This window comes from Agromyces sp. Soil535 (assembly GCF_001428255.1).
Taxonomy (GTDB): Bacteria; Actinomycetota; Actinomycetes; order Actinomycetales; family Microbacteriaceae; genus Agromyces.
On the sequence record NZ_LMRW01000024.1, the window covers coordinates 12,106 to 27,041 of the forward strand.

The following is a 14,936-nucleotide window of genomic DNA, read 5'->3' on the forward strand; positions in this document are numbered from 1 at the left end:
CCGAAGTGCCGCGCCCACGTCGCGCTGCCGGCGTATATCGCGGCGATTCGCGGTCACCGCGGCGCGTGTTGTGGCTCGCGGACGTGCGCGGTTCTTCGATCCCGATGATGACGACCAACGACGCATCGCGAAGTCGGTGGTGATCGACCCTTCGTCCGCCGCCGACCGGCTTCCGGAGAGCTTCCGCGACGCACGCCCCGACATCGATTGGGCCGGCATCCGCGCGGCACGCAACTTCATTGCACACGACTGCGACGGCACCGATGACGAGGTGCTCTGGCAGGCGATCGCCGTGCAGCTCCCGAAGATCGCCGTGCGCCTCGGCGTCGGTGCGACTGAGTAGGACTCGCCCCTCGGCGCACTCCTCCCTCACAGCCCGGCAATCGGGCGAATCGTTCACCGATTGAGGCCCTACGCGCCATCCGATGCCGCATACCCGGATGGTGGTCGGCATGACACCCCCGCCCGAGCTCATGCGACTTCGTTTCGAGATCCCTGACGTCGAGCCACCGGTGGTGCGCGTCGTCGACGTGCCGTCGACGCTCCGAGTGGTCGAGTTGCATGAACTCACCCAATCGCTGTTCGGCTGGGCAGGGCGCTTCGATCATCGGTTCGCCGATCGACCGTCTTCCGCACCAGGTCGCCGACGCGTCTGGGAGATGGAGCACTGGTGCCGCAATCGCGCCCTCGACCACATCAGTGAATGCTCGTGGAGCTCGAGCATCGGCGACGCGTTTTCGACACTCGAACCTGCCGAACGGCTCCGCCGCACCGCCAGCGGCACGCTGTACTACGAGTACGGCTACTCCGCGAACGACTGTTCCGACGACCGGCTTGATGCCCGGCGCGTCCGCTACTGGGACGAGTGGGACGCCGAGTCGGCTGGGCTCCGCGATGACGACCCGGGATGGAGTTGGGGCGCGGACGATGAGCGGTGCCTGGCGCGTTCGCTCGGCGTTGCCGACGATCATGAACACGGATGGCTCGTGGCCATCACGCCTGGGGAGGGCACGCCCCTGCAGGGAAGCCGTGCGGTCGGAGCGCACATCGTCGGCGGCCGCGGTCGAAGTCCGATCGAAGCCTGTCAGGGCGCTGCCGGCTACGCGGCCCTGCTCGCCGTGCTCGGCAACGCGGAGCATCCGCTGCACTCGCAGGTCGACGCGTGGACACGGCACCTCGTCGGGCCCTGGGCTGCCAGAGGCACGCAGCCGCTGGATTCGGACGCCTTCGACCTGGTTGCCGAACAGCTTGCACTCGAGTGGCGCCCGACCTATGCCGCGTACGGGCCCCCGTCGAGGCTCGACCGAGCCCTCCGCGTGACCGGCCACCGAACCGCCAACCGCGCCGAGCTGATCGCCGCCCTCCTGCGCGCGATGGGCGACCTTTCCGACTTGCCGACGGCAGACGACGCGGAGCACCTCACCGCAGCGCTTCGCGAGTCGCTCGCTGGGATCCCGAGTTCGCGTGCGCAACAGCCTGCGACGGTGGGCGTCGACATTCCGCCGGCGCACGAGGCGTTGCTGCGCGGCGGTCGCCTCGCGTACCGTCGCAATCGAGTGCTGGTGCGCAGCCGTGCAGGTGACGTCGCACTCGAGGAGCCCCTCGATCTGCTCAGTCGGGTCGCCTCCCACTACTGGTCGATCGGGTCCAGCGGCGAGCTTGCGCTGTATGCGGCGATGGCCACAGCAGACGGCCGCGCCGGCGACGACCTGCGAGCGTGGGTCTCGGCTGCCGCACGCAACCCCGACCTCGCGCTCGACGAGCTCGCGCCATGGTGCTCGTTCCTCGGCCGGTGCGGGGGGCTCGCATCGGACCCACTCGACGCGAAGATGTCACGAGCTTTGGCACGGCTCGTTCTGCGCACGTGAGCACCAAGATTGAGGCAAGTAGCCCACTATTGAACCAAATAACCCATTCCTGGGTCATTTGCCCTAGAATTGGTTCATGGACCTCTCGCATCCAGCCGCTGACCTGTTGGGCGAAAGCCAGGCGCGCATCCTTCATCGGCTGGCCGTGGTGAGCGATGGACTCACCGGCCGTCGCATCGGCGAACTGGCGGGGGTGCCTGTTTCGACAACGCAACGCATCCTGGCCGACCTCGAGCGGATCGGCCTCGTCACCGCGCGCACTGCGGGCGCCGCTCGCGTGTACACCCTGAACCGGCGGCATGTGCTGTGGGACCCTGTCGAGCGAATGTTCGCCGCGCCTGCGCGCATCGAGCAGATCATCAGTGAATCGGCCTCTGAGATCGTCGGCGACCGTGCGAGCGTGGCCCTGTACGGCTCAGCCGCCCGCGGGGAGGCCGATCGTGAGAGCGATGCCGACATCGTGATCGTCTGGAAAGACGACATCGACTCGACCGATCGCGAGGCCGTCCTTGCGACGATGAGCGAACGTGTGGCCGAGGCAACCGGGAACCGCGTCGAGATCGTAGATCTCACTCGGGACGACCTGCGCCGGCTGACCAACGCGAAGGACCCGCTCGTCGAGTCCTGGAAGGTCGATGCGAAGACCGTTGTCGGCCTCGACCTCAAGCGCCTGATCAGGCTGACCCTCGCATGAGCGCGCGAATCCAGCGGATGACTGCTGCGGATGTCGCCACCCGCGCGTCGCATGCGCGTGCCTTCATGGCTGCAGCGGAACTCGTCGACGCACTTGCCGACGACGCCGGCATCGAGTCGAAAGCCAACTTGCTCGGCTCACTTGCCGTTCTCGCCGGAATCGCGGCCTCCGATGCCATCTGCGGAGCGTCGCTCGGCGAACGCGCCGCCGGCGAGAATCATACCGACGCCGTCGTGCTCCTCAAGCGTGCGAGCCCACCCGAAGATTCTTCGTCCGCACAGCTGAAGCGTCTGCTCGACGCCAAGACGACCACCCAGTACAGCCCAATCCTTATCGGTGACACCAAGGCCGCTGATCTGCTTACCGCGGCACAACGCTTGCTGAAGACCATGGAGACCCGTCTCTCGGCGTGAGCCGGCCGGCACTTCGGCACCGTCCAAGACCGTATAGACGCTTGTGTGTATATACACGTAGGTGTATTCTCAAGACGTGGACATCGACCAGGTACAGCTTCGACTCAGCGCGATCGCCGAGCCGAACCGGTTCCGCATCGTGGAGCTGCTGCGGCAGGGCTCGCGGCCGGTCGGGTCGATCGTCGACGAGCTCGGCCTCGGCCAGCCCCAGGTGTCGCGGCACCTGCGCATCCTCGCCGAGGCCGGCATCGTCGAGTCCACCAAGCAGGCCCAGCAGCGCATCTACCGGCTGCGGCCTGAGCCGATCCGTGACCTCGGCGACTGGGTCGAGCGCTATGCGGCGCTGTGGTCCGAGCGCATGGATCGCCTCGGCGACCACCTGGCCGGCCCGAGTGAGCCGAGCCACACGAACGAGGACGGAGACGACCGATGACCAGCAACGGCACCAGCAACGACGACACCAGCACCGACAGCACCAGCACCGACGGCATCACCATCGACCGCGAGCACCAGACGCTCCACGTCGCCCGCACCTATCCGTTCCCGATCGACCGGGTCTGGCATGCCTGGACCGATCCCGTCGCCATCGCCGCCTGGTGGGGTCCGCACGAGTGGTCGACCACCGTGCTCGCCATGGACGTGCGCCCCGGCGGCGAGTGGCGATACCAACTCGGCCCCGACGATGGCTCGGTCGAGCCGAGCCGCAGCATCGCCACGTACCGGCGGGTCGAGCCGCACCTGCTGCTCGACTACGTCGACGCGCTGGCCGACGCATCGTGGACGCCCTCTGACCACGGCTGGGTCACCCAGGTGCGATTCACGGATGCCGCAGGCGGCACCGCCGTCGACATCGTCACCGTGTTCTCCGACGAAGACGAACTGCGGCGTGCCGTGGAGCTCGGCATGGCCGGGGGTTACGCCGAGGCGCTCGAGCGACTCTCGGCGGCGCTCGAACGCTGAGCCGCGGCATCCGCTGTCCGTATCACCCGACCAGAGAACACGACCAGAGAAGTGGAGTACCACCATGTCTGAACAGACCCTCACCTCGCGCGACGGCACCACGATCGCATACGAGGTCCATGGATCCGGCACCGCCATGATCGTCGTCAACACGGTCGCCGAGGACCGCACCAGCGCCGGCGGAATCGCCGGACTGCTCGCGCAGCACTTCACCGTGCTGAGTTACGACCGGCGCGGCCGCGGTGGCAGCGGCGACCCGCAGCCGTACGACCCCGCTCACGAGATCGAGGACCTCGCGGCCCTCATCGACGTCGTCGGCGGTCGCGCCGCGCTCATCTCGGGATCGGCCGGCGGCGTGCTCGCCCTCGACGCGGCATCCGCGCTCGGCGACGCCGTGACCGGCCTGTTCCTCTACGAGCCGCCGTTCATCGTCGACGACTCCCGTCCGCCGATGCCCGCCGACTACGTCGCGCACGTGGAGTCGCTCGTGGCCGACGGCAAGCGGAGCGAGGCCGTCGAGTACTTCATGACCGAGGCCCTGCAGATCCCCGCCGAATGGGTGGCGGGCATGAAGCAGGACCCATCGTGGGACGCGGCGGCCGCGCTCGCGCACACCTACGCGTACGACGGCCGGATTCTCGAAGGCCTCCAGGACGGCACGCCGCTGCCCCGCGACCGTTGGAGCATCGACGCACCCGTGCTCGTGCTCGTCGGCGCGAACAGCGAGCCGTTCTTCGTCTGCGCGGCGAACGCCCTCGCCGAGATCCTGCCCGACGTCACCGTCGAGCTGCTGCCCGGCCAGGATCACGCGGCGTTCTGGATGGCGCCCGGCGCCGTCGTCGACTCGGTCGTCGCGTTCGTGGGCCGTTGACGGCCTGCCGCGGTGCGCGCGACCACGACAGGTGCGGAATCGCCTACACCGCGACCGCCTGCGGTCAGGCCGACCTGATCCGCTCTCGGCTGCCTGGGATCCCGTTCTCCACACGCACCCACTCACCGCCGCGCTCGACCTCGTAGGCGCGGAACGCGCACGCGATCCCCTGGGCCGTCATCGGGTCCGCCGAGTCCATCAGCTGGAAGTGGAGGTGCGGCGAGGTCGAGTTCCCCGTGTGGCCGACGCGGCCGAGGAGGTCGCCGGTCGCGACGCGCTGGCCTTCTGCCACCGCGACCGAGCCCGGGGCCATGTGCACGAGGGCGGCGTACACGTCTCCGGATCGGAGGATCACGTGGTTGCCGAGGATCGACGGCAGCTTCTCGGGCCTGAACGTCACGGCGTTCTTGATCATGTGCGCAAGTTCTCGAGCCGGATGGATCCACTCCCGCTCGGGCATGCCATCGACGGCCCGCACGACCTCGGCATCGAACGGCGCGTGGATGGGCGCTCCCCAGGCGTACGACTCCCGGGTGCGGCCGCCGATGAGCTCGCCCCGCAGCATCCCCGCCGGATGGAAGTGCACGCCCTTGCGCCGATCGACCTTGAGGAAGTCGTAGGCGTACCGCTGCCCGAGCATGTCGGTGCCGTGGCTCGGCACACGGTGGGCGGGCGTCGTGACCGCCATCCAACCCTCCCCGCGCAGCGGGAACTCGACGACGACCGGGTTCTCGAGTGTGTGCTCCATCGAAGGCGAGCGTATCCGAGGCGCGGTCGGCAGCTACCGAGCGGATGCCCCGTGCCCGGTGTCGGCGGCCAGGGGTAGCTTCGGCCCATGACCGCGCTCCAGCCCTTCGAACTCCACGTGCCCGACGAGGTCCTCGACGACCTGCGAGCACGCCTCGAACGCACGAGGCTGCTCCCCGATTCACCGCGGAAGCCGGCGTCGGGCATGACCGCCGCGTACCTCCGCGAGCTCATCGACGCCTGGATCGCCTGGGACTGGCGGGCGCGAGAGACCTGGCTCAACGGGCATCCGCAGTTCATCGCCCAGGTCGACGATGCCGCGGTGCACTTCGTGCACCTGCGATCCAAGCGAGCGGATGCCCCGGCACTGCTCGTGATGCACGGCTGGCCACACACGTTCGCCCTGCAGCTCGACTTCGCCGACCGCCTGCCCGACTTCCATGTCGTCGTCGCGAGCCTGCCTGGATTCGCGTTCTCGTCGCCGTACGCGGAGGGCGAGATGTCCGAGAAGCGGCTGGCGGCGACGATGCACGAGCTCATGACCGAGGTGCTCGGCTACGAGCGTTACGTCACGTACGGCGAGGATGTCACGGCCAACGTCAGCGACCTCATCGCGGCGCGCCACGCCGAGCACGTCGCCGGCATCGTCGCCACGCACGCGCACTTCCCCACCGGCGACGAGCGCGACGACCTCACCGATCCGGCCGAGCGCGCGTTCTTCGACGAGCTCTCCGCCCGGCATGGGCCCGACGGCGCGTACGGGCACGTGCAGAACACCCGACCCGATACCCTCGCCGCCGCACTCAACGACTCCCCCGCGGGCCTGCTCGCCTGGCTGACCGAGAAGCTCGTCGAGTGGAGCGACACCCCGCCAGGCGACCCGTCAGCGGTGGAGCGACGCATCTCGCGCGACCGGATCCTCACCGAGGCGATGATCTACTGGATCACCCAGACGATCGGCTCGTCGTTCCGCCCGTACTACGAAGGCGCCGACCAGCCCGACCCCATCCCGCCCACGTCGGTGCCGGCAGCGGTCTTCATCCAACGGCACGAGGCCGGCTATCCCGAGTCGCTCGCGCGTCGCCACTACCTCGACCTACGCGTCTTCGACCGCCTCGACGAGGGGGGGCACTTCGCAGCGGGCGAGGTGCCCGACGAGATGGCCGCGCGGGTGCGGGAGTTCGTGCACTCGCTGAACTGACGGTCGCCGCCGACCGAGCTGAGGTGGTCAGCCCATCGTCACGCGGCGATGCCAGCTTCGCCAGGCGACGATGAAGACGACCGCCGCAATCACGCGGACCGCGATGTTCACGAGGAGCACCGCAGTCACCGGCGCGAACAGCAGGTACACGACCTCGAGGGCGGCGGTGGCGAGGTGGAAGACCACGAAGACCACGACGATGAGCCTCACAGCCGCCGGGTCGCTCAGTTGCGCGGCGCCCAGCGAGAGCAGTCCGATCGCGAGTTCGGCGGCCGCGAGGAAGTACGACAGCAGGAACGCGTCGGGGCCGACGTCGATGCCGACCGTCGCGGGGATCGCCGCCGGAAGCACCGCGAGCACGACCGCCGCCGCCAGCGTGATCACCCCATGGATGAGGAACACGACGCGCAACAGGCCCCGGACGCGCGGCGCCGCGGGCAGGGTTGCGTCCGGCTCGGCGGTCATGGCGCTGCGCCCTCGTCTCCGCCCAGCGCGGCGACCCCGTCGCGGTACGACGGGAATCGCGGCATCCACGCGAGTTCGCGCTTCGCCTTGGCGTTGGAGACGCGCATCGACACGTCGCCGAGCACGACGCCGCCGTACGGTGCGACGAGCTTCAGCAGCCATCCGGGCAGCACCAGGGGCTCCGGCGCATCCCGTGCTCCAGCGATCGACGTGATGAGGTCGCGGAACGTCGCCGGGGTGTCGTCGACGATGTTGTACGCCTCCCCGGCACGGCCGCGATCGAGGGCGGCGACCGTGGCCGCGGCGGCATCCTGATGGTGCACGAACGCCAGCTCCCCGCCGTGCCGCGGGACCGGGAGCGATCGACGGCGGAGCATCCGTTCGACGGTGTCGGCGTCCTCGCCGTAGAGCACCCCGTAGCGCAGCGCGATCCCGTCGATGCCGTCGGCGTGGAACGCCTGCTGCTCGGTGGACACCATCGCGTCGACGTGCGCGTCGAACCTGCTGCCGTCGGTGCGGCCGAACGGGGATTCCTCGGTGATCACCTCGTCGCCGTGGTCGGCGTAGCCGTACCCGAGCACGATCGACTGCGTCACGAACCGTCCGGCACCCACCTCGCGGGCCACGTCGAGCAGGTTGGTCGTGCCCTCGACGCGAAGCGCATCGGTCGCGGCCATCGCGCCGTGGCCGGCGGGCGCCTTCTTCAACGCGGTGAGCTCGTGCAGCACCGCGTCGGCCTCGACGCCGTCGGCGGCCCTCAGCAGGCGATCGCGATCCATGACGTCGGCGACGATCGCGGATGCCCCGACGCGGCGCAGTCGCTCGGCACCCTCAGCGGTCCTCGAGATCCCGACCACGGCGTGGCCGGCGTCGATCAGCTGCCTGACGATCGGCATGCCGAGCGTGCCCGTGGCGCCGGCGATGAGGACCTTCATCGGATGCTCCGTTCACCGCCGGCGCGGCTCGACACCGGCGGTCTCGGCCACCATCGTGCCACGCGGATGCCGCGCGCGGTATGCCACGGCATCCGCGCGGCATCGCGAGAGCTACGCCGCGAGCTGCCGCTGGGCCCTCGCGACGTTCGCCACGAGCTGGTCGCGCGTCTGCGGCGCGACGTACGCCGGCTGGTCGCGCTCGACGCGCCAGCTCTCCGAGAGCGGGCCGACGTTGACCGTGTCGAAGCCGAACTGGTCGTAGAGGTCGGTCACGAACGCCGCGGCATCCGCGAAGTCGCTCGCCGTGGCGAGGGCACGTCGGTCGGAGGCACCGGCCGGCCGGCCGTCGGTCGTGATGTCCTTCGCCATGATGTGGTTGAAGCCCTTGGCCACGCGGCTCGTGGGCAGGTGCTCCTGCAGCAGGCCCGTGACCGTGTGACGGCGCTCGTCGAGGGCGGGCACGTGGCCGTCGCGCTCCCAGTAGTAGTTGTTCGTGTCGATGACGATCTTGCCGGCCAGCGGCTCGACCGGGATGGACGCGTACGACTTGAACGGCACCGTCACGACCACGACATCGCCGGCAGCCGCGGCATCCGCTGCCGTCGCCGCACGCGCGTGCTCGCCGAGCTCCGCGACGAGGGCTGCGAGCGTCTCGGGCCCGCGCGAGTTCGCCATGACCACGTCATACCCCGCCGCGATGGCGGCCCGCGCGACCTGGCTGCCGATGTGTCCTGCTCCGATGATTCCGAGTGTCGTCATGCTGGAGGCCAACCGGGCGAGGGCGCGGGTTGTTCCCGTTTCCCGGCAACTGGGATCGACCTGCGAGGATCGCAGCATGCCCACCGAATCCGCCATCGAACCGGCCTCGGATCTGCCCCACGACGTCACCCTCCGGCGACCGACCGAGCACGACCACGCCGCGGTCGTCAGCGTCGTCGTCGACTGGTGGGGCCTGCCCGGCACCTCGCACCTGCCGCTGCTGCTGCCGCGCCTGTTCTTCCAGCACTTCGCCGACACGAGCTTCATCGCCGAGGACGCGGACGGCCTCGCCGGATTCCTCGTCGGGTTCCGATCGGCATCTCAGCCGGGCGACGCCTACGTCCACTTCGTGGGCGTCCGACCTGACCTGCGACAGGCCGGTCTGGCGCGTGCGCTGTACGAGACCTTCTTCGCCGAGTCGAAGACTGCCGGATGCCACCGCGTGAACGCGATCACCGGCCCGGGCAACCGGGGGTCGCAGGCGTTTCACGCGGCGATGGGCTTCGCGGCATCCGGGGACACCGAGATCGAGGGCGTGCTCGCGTGGCGCGACTACGACGGACCCGGCGAGCACCGCGTCGCGTTCACGCGCGAGCTCTGAGGCGACCGCGTCAGGCCGGGCCCGCGGCATCCGGCCCGGCTGCACCCGGCGGTGGGAGGAGCTGTCCGAGCTGCTCGCCGGAGGGCACCACCGAGGGGTCGATCAGCCAGACCACGGCGAGTCCGTTGACCAACGCGAAATAGTAGGCGGCGAGGGCGCGCCGCTGTTCGGTGGTGAGTTCGGGAAGCACCTCGGCGAGCATGTCGGCGATGCCGCTGATGGCGTCGCTTTGGGCCACTCGAAGCCGATCGGCGACGACCGGGAGCCGGTCGATCTGTGCCAGGTTCTCCATGCTGGCGGCGAGCAGCTCCCGCTGGTCCTGGAACGCGCGCAGCGACTCGTCCCAGATGCGACCCAGCAGTGCCGACGCGGGAGCGCCTCGGAGGGCGACATCGAGCGCGTCTCCGATCTGGATACCGGTGCCGAGCAGCGCCTCGGCCATCAACGCCTCCTTGCTGCCGAAGTGATAGCCGATCGCGGCCAGGCTCACACCCGCCGCGCCGGCGATGTCGCGTGCCGTCGTGCGCGCGTACCCCTTCTCGATGATGCAGCGCCGAGCGCCGTCCAGCAGGTCCTCCCGATTGCCCATGGATCGATCATACCGCCGATCTAGACATTTGTATTAGACATATGTCTCATACATGCGTACTCTCGATCTTGGCCGCGGGCGCGGCTGCACATACTGAGGAGGAATCATGAAGGTACTCATCTCCGGCGCCGGCATCGCTGGGCTGGCACTCGCCCACGTGCTCGCCGACGGCGGGCACGACGTGACGGTCGTCGAGATCGCACCGACGCTCCGCCCCGGCGGCCAGCTGGTCGACATTCGGGGCACCTCGCGAGACGCCGCCGCGCGGATGGGCCTGCTGGAACCGATCCGCGACGCCCAGCTCGCCCAGCAGGGCATGCGATACGTCGATGACCGCGGCCGCACGCTCGCCGAGCTCGGCGTCGAGATGTTCGGCGGCAACGGCCCCGTGGCCGACCTCGAGATCCTGCGCGGTGACCTCACCCGCGTCCTGTTCGACATCACCGCCGACCGCGTCGATCTTCGATTCGGCGATACGATCACCGCGCTCGAACAGGACGATGGCGGGGTCGATGTGACGTTCGAGGAGGCGGCCGCCGAGCGCTTCGACCTCGTCGTCGCGGCCGATGGCCTGCACTCACCAGTCAGGCGCATGGTCTGGGGCCCCGAGACCGACTACGTCCGCTCGCTCGGCGGCGTGATGTCGTTCTTCGACGTGCCGGAGCCCGAGCCGCTCGACGGCTGGTCGCTGATGAACATCCTGCCCGGTCGCCGCATGCTGCTGATCCGACCGGACACCGCGCCCGGCCGGGCCAAGGCGATCCTGACGTGGTTCGGCGACCACCAGCTCCCCCACTACCGCGATGTCGAGGCCCAGAAGGCACTCGTGAAGTCGGGCCTCGCCGATGGAGTCTGGCACCTGCCGGCCCTCGCGGACGCGCTCGACACCACGACCGAGTTCTACTTCGATTCGCTCGTGCAGGTGCACATGCCCGAGCTCGCGCGCGGGCGCGTGGTGTTGCTGGGCGACGCCGGCTACTGCGCCTCGCCCCTCAGCGGCCAGGGCACGGCACTCGCCCTGATCGGTGCCTACCTGCTCGGCAACGAGTTGTCGCGGCGCTCCGACCACGCGGCGGCGCTCCGGGCGTACGAGGACGCGATGGCGCCGCACATCACCGCCGGCCGGGAGCTGCCGCCGGGGTCGGGGTCGTTCGCCACACCCAAGTCCCGCATGGGCATCCGGGTGCTCCACGCCTACATCCGTGCCTCGGCGCGACGGCCGCTGCTGACGCTGGTGGAGAAGGCGATGAGCAGCCAGCACGACGTGCCGCTGCCCGAGTACGACCGCGTCTCGGTGTGACCTCCTCGGCCGGCGCGAGGCGCGGCGACCTGGTTGTGAACGATCGACAATCAGGTCGCCGCATCCGCTGAGATCGAGCAGGATCGTGCCCATGGTTATCACTCCTCGACGTCTCGCCATGGGCATGAACCTGTGGATCCCGAACCTCTTCAACGGCATCCGCGTGAAGCGTTTCGCACCCGACTGGACGAGCGCGACCGTCGAGCTGCATGTGAACGTGTTCACCCGCAACTACGTCAAGACCGCGTTCGGCGGCTCGATGTCGGCGATGACCGACCCGTACTACTTCATGCTGGTGCGGCACCAGCTCGGGCGCGACTACATCGTGTGGGACACCCGCGGCGAGATCGAGTTCCTGAAGCCCGGGCGCGGCGTGCTGACCGCGCACTTCGAGGTGCCGCCGTCGAAGGTGCAGGAGCTTCGCGAGCGTGCCCACCGCGGCGCGAGGGTGCTCGAATGGTTCGAGACCGAGATCACCGACCGCGAAGGCCACGTCGTCGCCCGGGTGCGGCGTGAGGTCTACGTGCGCGAGAAGCGGCGTGCGAGTGCGGCCGCGGGTGCACCGGAGGCCTCGGATGCAGCGGGTGCACGGGACGCCTCGGATGTCGCTGATGCCGCATCCGAGGCATGATCGCGGCCGCGCCGCCAATATGACGCTGGCTCAGTGCACCACGTCGTACACGGCCTTGACGACTCCGTTGGAGTAGGCCTCGTGCTCGACGAGCTGCAGCTTGCCGGTCTCACGACCGCTGAAGAGGCGCTTGCCATCGCCGAGGACGACCGGGAAGACGAGCAGGTGGTAGCGGTCGACCAGCCCGGCTTCGCCCAGGCCTTGAGCCAGCATGGCGCTGCCGTGCACGAGGACGTTGCCGCCCTCGCCCTCCTTGAGTCGCGCGACCTCGTCGATCGAGCGAAGCACCGAGGTGTTGTTCCACTCGGGGTCGCTCAGCGTGGTCGACACGACGTACTTCGGCATCGCGTTGTACTCCGCGAACTCCTCCATCGTCGGCCAGACGGGGGCGAACTCGTCATAGCTCACGCGCCCGATGAGCATCGCGCCGGCCTCGACCTGCTCGCGACCCTTGATCTCGTACGCCTCCTCGACGAACGGGACCTCCTTGAACGTCCACCCGGCCCGCGGGTGCGACCCGCCGCCGGGCGAGTCGATGACGCCATCGAGGCTGATGAATTCGGTGACGATGAGCGTGCGCATGGCGATCTCCTTGTTCTCCGAGGCGGTGTCTCCGTCTCATTCTGGACGTCGAACGAGGAGCGGGCGAGATCGACAGCGAGACCGAAAAGGGCAACGCGGATGCAGCGGGCCGGCGTCTCCGCAGGACCAAGGACCCGGGCAGCGGATGCCTCGCGACCAAGACTGGGGCACGGTGCATCCGGCACCACCACCCCAGGAGGAGTCAACATGCGTGCAGCCGTCGTGACGGCATTCGACCGGCCGGTGACGCTCGAGGAGCGCCCGATCCCCGAACCCGGACCGGGCCAGGTGCTCGTGCGCCTGGAGACCTGTGGCCTGTGCCACACCGACATCCATGCGATGCGTGGAGACTGGCCCGTGAAGCCCGGCCTGCCGTTCGTGCCCGGGCACGAGGGGGTCGGCATCGTCGACAAGCTCGGCGACGGCGTCACGTCGCGGTCGGTCGGCCAGCGCGTCGCCATGGCCTGGCTCGGTCAGGCGTGCGGGGAATGCCGCTACTGCATCGACGGCCGCGAGAACCTGTGCGAGCAGCAGCAGAACACCGGCTACTCCATCGACGGCGGCTACGCCGAGTACGCGATCGCCGACGCCAGGTTCGCGGTCCTCGTGCCCGACGGGATCTCGCCCCTGGATGCCGCTCCGCTCACGTGCGCCGGCGTGACCACGTACGCGGCCGTGAAGGCCGCGAAGGTGGTGCCGGGCGAGCGCGTCGCGGTCTTCGGCATCGGCGGGCTCGGGCACCTCGCGGTGCAGTATGCACGGCTCGTCGGCGCCGAGGTGATCGCGGTCGACATCACCGAGGAGAAGCTCGAGCTGGCGCGCGAGCTGGGCGCCGATCACGTCATCAATGCGAAGACGGTCGACCCGACCGCCGAGATCGCACGCCTCGGCGGCGCCGACGTCGCCATCGTGCTCGCGGTCGCACCCCAGGTGTTCGGCCAGGCTTTCGCTTCGCTGAGTCGCGGCGGACGGCTCGTGCTCGTGTCGCTGCCGGCCGAAGGCACCCTCACCGTGCCGATCTTCGACACCGTGCTCAAGGGCATCTCGATCATCGGATCGATCGTCGGCACTCGGCAGGACCTCGCGGAGGTGTTCGCACTCCACGCGCTCGGCCGTACCCGGGTGGTCGCGGTTCCGCGCGACCTGAGCGACGTGAACGAGGCCGTCGAGGAGGTGCTGAGCGGCGACGTCCCCGCCCGGCTCGTGTTCGCCTACGGCAGCGCGAACTGAGCCGACGGCTCGGGTCGTCTACCGCGATTCGGCGTCGGCCGACAACGGCCTCCGCCCACCCGATGGGGATCCGACCTGCTCGGCGCACGCCTCCTCCGTCCCCTCCGCCGCGACCAGCTCACGCCGTCGGCGGGTCACGAGGAAGGAGCCGGCGAGCACGAGGACGAATCCGACGATCGTCCACACCGTGACCCGCTCGCCGAGCACGACGGCGCCCGCGATGATGGCGACGGCGGGATTGACATAGGTGATCGCGGTCGCCTTCACGGGGCCGATCTCGGCGACCAGGCCGACCATCAGCAGGAACGCGAGGGCACTGCAGACCACGGCGAGCACGAGGATGGACACGATGACCGCCGTGGACGGCAACGCCGTCGGCCAGCCGCCGGTCAGCAGCACGAACGGCACGTAGACGACGGCGGTGGCGGCGAGGGACACGGCGACGACGCCGACGCCGGGGAGGTCGGACATCCACCGCGCGAGGATCGCCGGACCCAGCGCGTAGCCGACGACCACGACCGCCATCTCCGCGACGGCGATCAAGTCGGACCCTGCGATGTCCAGGCCGACCAGCGCCGCGACGCCGAGCATGCCGAGGGTGATCCCGAGCCAGTTCATCCGGGAGAGCCGTTCGGGACGGCCCATCGCGAACGCGATGGCCACTCCGGCGAGCGGCACGGTGGCCAGCAGCAGCCCCGCGGTCGAGCTGGGCAGGCGCTGCTCGGCCGAGCTCAGGAAGTACCACGGAAGGATGATCTCGACGACCGTGTAGACCAGCATGGGCTTCCACCGGCGCACCACCTGAGCCACCTCGCGCCGGAAGAACGCCAGCGGCAGCAGCAGGATCGCGGCCAGGGCCGACCGTGAGAGGACCACCATCGCGGGATCCAGCTCGCTCACCGCCACCTTGATGAACAGGTACGGGATGCCCCAGGCGATCCCGAGCGAGACGAACAGGATCAGCCCTCGACGAGTCACCTGCTCATTCTGGTCGCTGCCGCCGACAACCAGCGACGAGGTGCTGCCGAGTCACCGCGATTTCCTGCCGACTGCGGACCCACCGCGAAGGCGACCGCGGAGGCGACACCGA

At 69.4% G+C, this 14,936-nt stretch carries 19 protein-coding genes; 12 read left to right on the forward strand and 7 right to left on the reverse strand.

Translation table 11 applies throughout. The features are described 5' to 3' along the window. The first annotated feature begins 70 nt into the window (after positions 1-70). The 7 genes from ASG80_RS15280 (at position 71) to ASG80_RS15310 (ending at position 4,806) form a co-directional block, all read left to right on the forward strand. The gene (locus tag ASG80_RS15280; protein WP_235508351.1) at positions 71-343 is read left to right on the forward strand and encodes a DUF86 domain-containing protein; all 273 of its coding nucleotides are present in this window, start codon (positions 71-73) and stop codon (positions 341-343) included. Between the two features lie 109 nt (positions 344-452). Next, entirely contained in the window at positions 453-1,868 is a 1,416-nt protein-coding gene (locus tag ASG80_RS15285; RefSeq protein ID WP_156401879.1) for a hypothetical protein, read from the forward strand. Between the two features lie 76 nt (positions 1,869-1,944). After that, a complete protein-coding gene (locus tag ASG80_RS15290; protein WP_056732233.1) occupies positions 1,945-2,562 on the forward strand; it encodes a nucleotidyltransferase domain-containing protein in 618 nt (205 codons plus the stop codon). Then, a complete protein-coding gene (locus ASG80_RS15295) occupies positions 2,559-2,975 on the forward strand; it encodes a hypothetical protein (RefSeq protein WP_156401880.1) in 417 nt (138 codons plus the stop codon). The genes ASG80_RS15290 and ASG80_RS15295 overlap by 4 nt, the downstream gene beginning before the upstream one ends. 76 nt (positions 2,976-3,051) lie before the next feature. Further along, the gene (locus tag ASG80_RS15300; protein WP_056732235.1) at positions 3,052-3,408 is read left to right on the forward strand and encodes a helix-turn-helix transcriptional regulator; all 357 of its coding nucleotides are present in this window, start codon (positions 3,052-3,054) and stop codon (positions 3,406-3,408) included. Beyond that, the gene (locus ASG80_RS15305) at positions 3,405-3,935 is read left to right on the forward strand and encodes an SRPBCC domain-containing protein (protein ID WP_056732238.1); all 531 of its coding nucleotides are present in this window, start codon (positions 3,405-3,407) and stop codon (positions 3,933-3,935) included. The genes ASG80_RS15300 and ASG80_RS15305 overlap by 4 nt, the downstream gene beginning before the upstream one ends. 64 nt (positions 3,936-3,999) lie before the next feature. Further along, a complete protein-coding gene (locus ASG80_RS15310; RefSeq protein ID WP_056732242.1) occupies positions 4,000-4,806 on the forward strand; it encodes an alpha/beta fold hydrolase in 807 nt (268 codons plus the stop codon). A gap of 64 nt (positions 4,807-4,870) precedes the next feature. Here the strand turns inward: ASG80_RS15310 and ASG80_RS15315 are convergent, their stop codons facing one another. Next, the gene (locus ASG80_RS15315; RefSeq protein WP_056732244.1) at positions 4,871-5,554 is read right to left on the reverse strand and encodes a M23 family metallopeptidase; all 684 of its coding nucleotides are present in this window, start codon (positions 5,552-5,554) and stop codon (positions 4,871-4,873) included. 87 nt (positions 5,555-5,641) lie between these two features. On the opposite strand from ASG80_RS15315, the gene ASG80_RS15320 reads away from it, so the two are divergent. Next, entirely contained in the window at positions 5,642-6,754 is a 1,113-nt protein-coding gene (locus ASG80_RS15320; RefSeq protein ID WP_056732246.1) for an epoxide hydrolase family protein, read from the forward strand. 27 nt (positions 6,755-6,781) lie between these two features. On the opposite strand, the gene ASG80_RS15325 is transcribed toward ASG80_RS15320, so the two are convergent. The 3 genes from ASG80_RS15325 to ASG80_RS15335 form a co-directional block, all read right to left on the reverse strand. Then, positions 6,782-7,219 (reverse strand): hypothetical protein, encoded by a 438-nt coding sequence (locus ASG80_RS15325; RefSeq protein ID WP_056732247.1) that lies wholly within the window; start codon positions 7,217-7,219, stop codon positions 6,782-6,784. After that, positions 7,216-8,154 carry an NAD(P)-dependent oxidoreductase gene (locus ASG80_RS15330; protein WP_056732248.1) on the reverse strand — a complete coding sequence of 313 codons (939 nt, stop codon included), beginning with the start codon at positions 8,152-8,154 and terminating at the stop codon, positions 7,216-7,218. Before ASG80_RS15330 ends, ASG80_RS15325 begins: the two co-directional genes overlap by 4 nt. Before the next feature lie 111 nt (positions 8,155-8,265). Continuing rightward, positions 8,266-8,913 carry an NADPH-dependent F420 reductase gene (locus ASG80_RS15335; RefSeq protein WP_056732250.1) on the reverse strand — a complete coding sequence of 216 codons (648 nt, stop codon included), beginning with the start codon at positions 8,911-8,913 and terminating at the stop codon, positions 8,266-8,268. A 76-nt stretch (positions 8,914-8,989) separates the two neighbouring features. Here ASG80_RS15335 and ASG80_RS15340 point away from each other — a divergent pair, with 76 nt between their 5' ends. Next, positions 8,990-9,514, forward strand: coding sequence for a GNAT family N-acetyltransferase (locus tag ASG80_RS15340; protein ID WP_056732252.1), 525 nt, complete (start codon positions 8,990-8,992; stop codon positions 9,512-9,514). A 10-nt stretch (positions 9,515-9,524) separates the two neighbouring features. On the opposite strand, the gene ASG80_RS15345 is transcribed toward ASG80_RS15340, so the two are convergent. After that, positions 9,525-10,103, reverse strand: coding sequence for a TetR/AcrR family transcriptional regulator (locus ASG80_RS15345; protein WP_056732254.1), 579 nt, complete (start codon positions 10,101-10,103; stop codon positions 9,525-9,527). 106 nt (positions 10,104-10,209) lie between these two features. On the opposite strand from ASG80_RS15345, the gene ASG80_RS15350 reads away from it, so the two are divergent. Next, complete coding sequence (locus ASG80_RS15350; protein ID WP_056732256.1) at positions 10,210-11,403, forward strand: FAD-dependent monooxygenase; 1,194 nt, start codon at positions 10,210-10,212, stop codon at positions 11,401-11,403. A gap of 91 nt (positions 11,404-11,494) precedes the next feature. Further along, complete coding sequence (locus ASG80_RS15355; RefSeq protein ID WP_082590451.1) at positions 11,495-12,034, forward strand: PaaI family thioesterase; 540 nt, start codon at positions 11,495-11,497, stop codon at positions 12,032-12,034. Positions 12,035-12,064: 30 nt separating this feature from the next. On the opposite strand, the gene ASG80_RS15360 is transcribed toward ASG80_RS15355, so the two are convergent. Beyond that, on the reverse strand, positions 12,065-12,616 hold the full coding sequence (locus ASG80_RS15360) for a dihydrofolate reductase family protein (protein WP_056732258.1): 552 nt from the start codon (positions 12,614-12,616) through the stop codon (positions 12,065-12,067). A gap of 207 nt (positions 12,617-12,823) precedes the next feature. On the opposite strand from ASG80_RS15360, the gene adhP reads away from it, so the two are divergent. After that, a complete protein-coding gene (gene adhP, locus ASG80_RS15365; protein WP_056732260.1) occupies positions 12,824-13,846 on the forward strand; it encodes an alcohol dehydrogenase AdhP in 1,023 nt (340 codons plus the stop codon). An 18-nt stretch (positions 13,847-13,864) separates the two neighbouring features. Here adhP and ASG80_RS15370 read toward each other — a convergent pair whose 3' ends face one another. Beyond that, positions 13,865-14,824, reverse strand: coding sequence for a DMT family transporter (locus ASG80_RS15370; RefSeq protein WP_056732262.1), 960 nt, complete (start codon positions 14,822-14,824; stop codon positions 13,865-13,867). Positions 14,825-14,936: the final 112 nt, after the last annotated feature.

Bases quoted from the DNA above. Each gene is read 5' to 3' on its own strand.
- ASG80_RS15285 (WP_156401879.1), top strand. From the start codon at position 453: ATGACACCCCCGCCCGAGCTCATGCGACTTCGTTTCGAGATCCCTGAC.
- ASG80_RS15290 (WP_056732233.1), top strand. From the start codon at position 1,945: ATGGACCTCTCGCATCCAGCCGCTGACCTGTTGGGCGAAAGCCAGGCG.
- ASG80_RS15295 (WP_156401880.1), top strand. From the start codon at position 2,559: ATGAGCGCGCGAATCCAGCGGATGACTGCTGCGGATGTCGCCACCCGC.
- ASG80_RS15305 (WP_056732238.1), top strand. From the start codon at position 3,405: ATGACCAGCAACGGCACCAGCAACGACGACACCAGCACCGACAGCACC.
- ASG80_RS15310 (WP_056732242.1), top strand. From the start codon at position 4,000: ATGTCTGAACAGACCCTCACCTCGCGCGACGGCACCACGATCGCATAC.
- ASG80_RS15315 (WP_056732244.1), bottom strand. From the start codon at position 5,554: ATGGAGCACACACTCGAGAACCCGGTCGTCGTCGAGTTCCCGCTGCGC.
- ASG80_RS15320 (WP_056732246.1), top strand. From the start codon at position 5,642: ATGACCGCGCTCCAGCCCTTCGAACTCCACGTGCCCGACGAGGTCCTC.
- ASG80_RS15325 (WP_056732247.1), bottom strand. From the start codon at position 7,219: ATGACCGCCGAGCCGGACGCAACCCTGCCCGCGGCGCCGCGCGTCCGG.
- ASG80_RS15330 (WP_056732248.1), bottom strand. From the start codon at position 8,154: ATGAAGGTCCTCATCGCCGGCGCCACGGGCACGCTCGGCATGCCGATC.
- ASG80_RS15335 (WP_056732250.1), bottom strand. From the start codon at position 8,913: ATGACGACACTCGGAATCATCGGAGCAGGACACATCGGCAGCCAGGTC.
- ASG80_RS15340 (WP_056732252.1), top strand. From the start codon at position 8,990: ATGCCCACCGAATCCGCCATCGAACCGGCCTCGGATCTGCCCCACGAC.
- ASG80_RS15345 (WP_056732254.1), bottom strand. From the start codon at position 10,103: ATGGGCAATCGGGAGGACCTGCTGGACGGCGCTCGGCGCTGCATCATC.
- ASG80_RS15350 (WP_056732256.1), top strand. From the start codon at position 10,210: ATGAAGGTACTCATCTCCGGCGCCGGCATCGCTGGGCTGGCACTCGCC.
- ASG80_RS15355 (WP_082590451.1), top strand. From the start codon at position 11,495: ATGGTTATCACTCCTCGACGTCTCGCCATGGGCATGAACCTGTGGATC.
- ASG80_RS15360 (WP_056732258.1), bottom strand. From the start codon at position 12,616: ATGCGCACGCTCATCGTCACCGAATTCATCAGCCTCGATGGCGTCATC.
- adhP (WP_056732260.1), top strand. From the start codon at position 12,824: ATGCGTGCAGCCGTCGTGACGGCATTCGACCGGCCGGTGACGCTCGAG.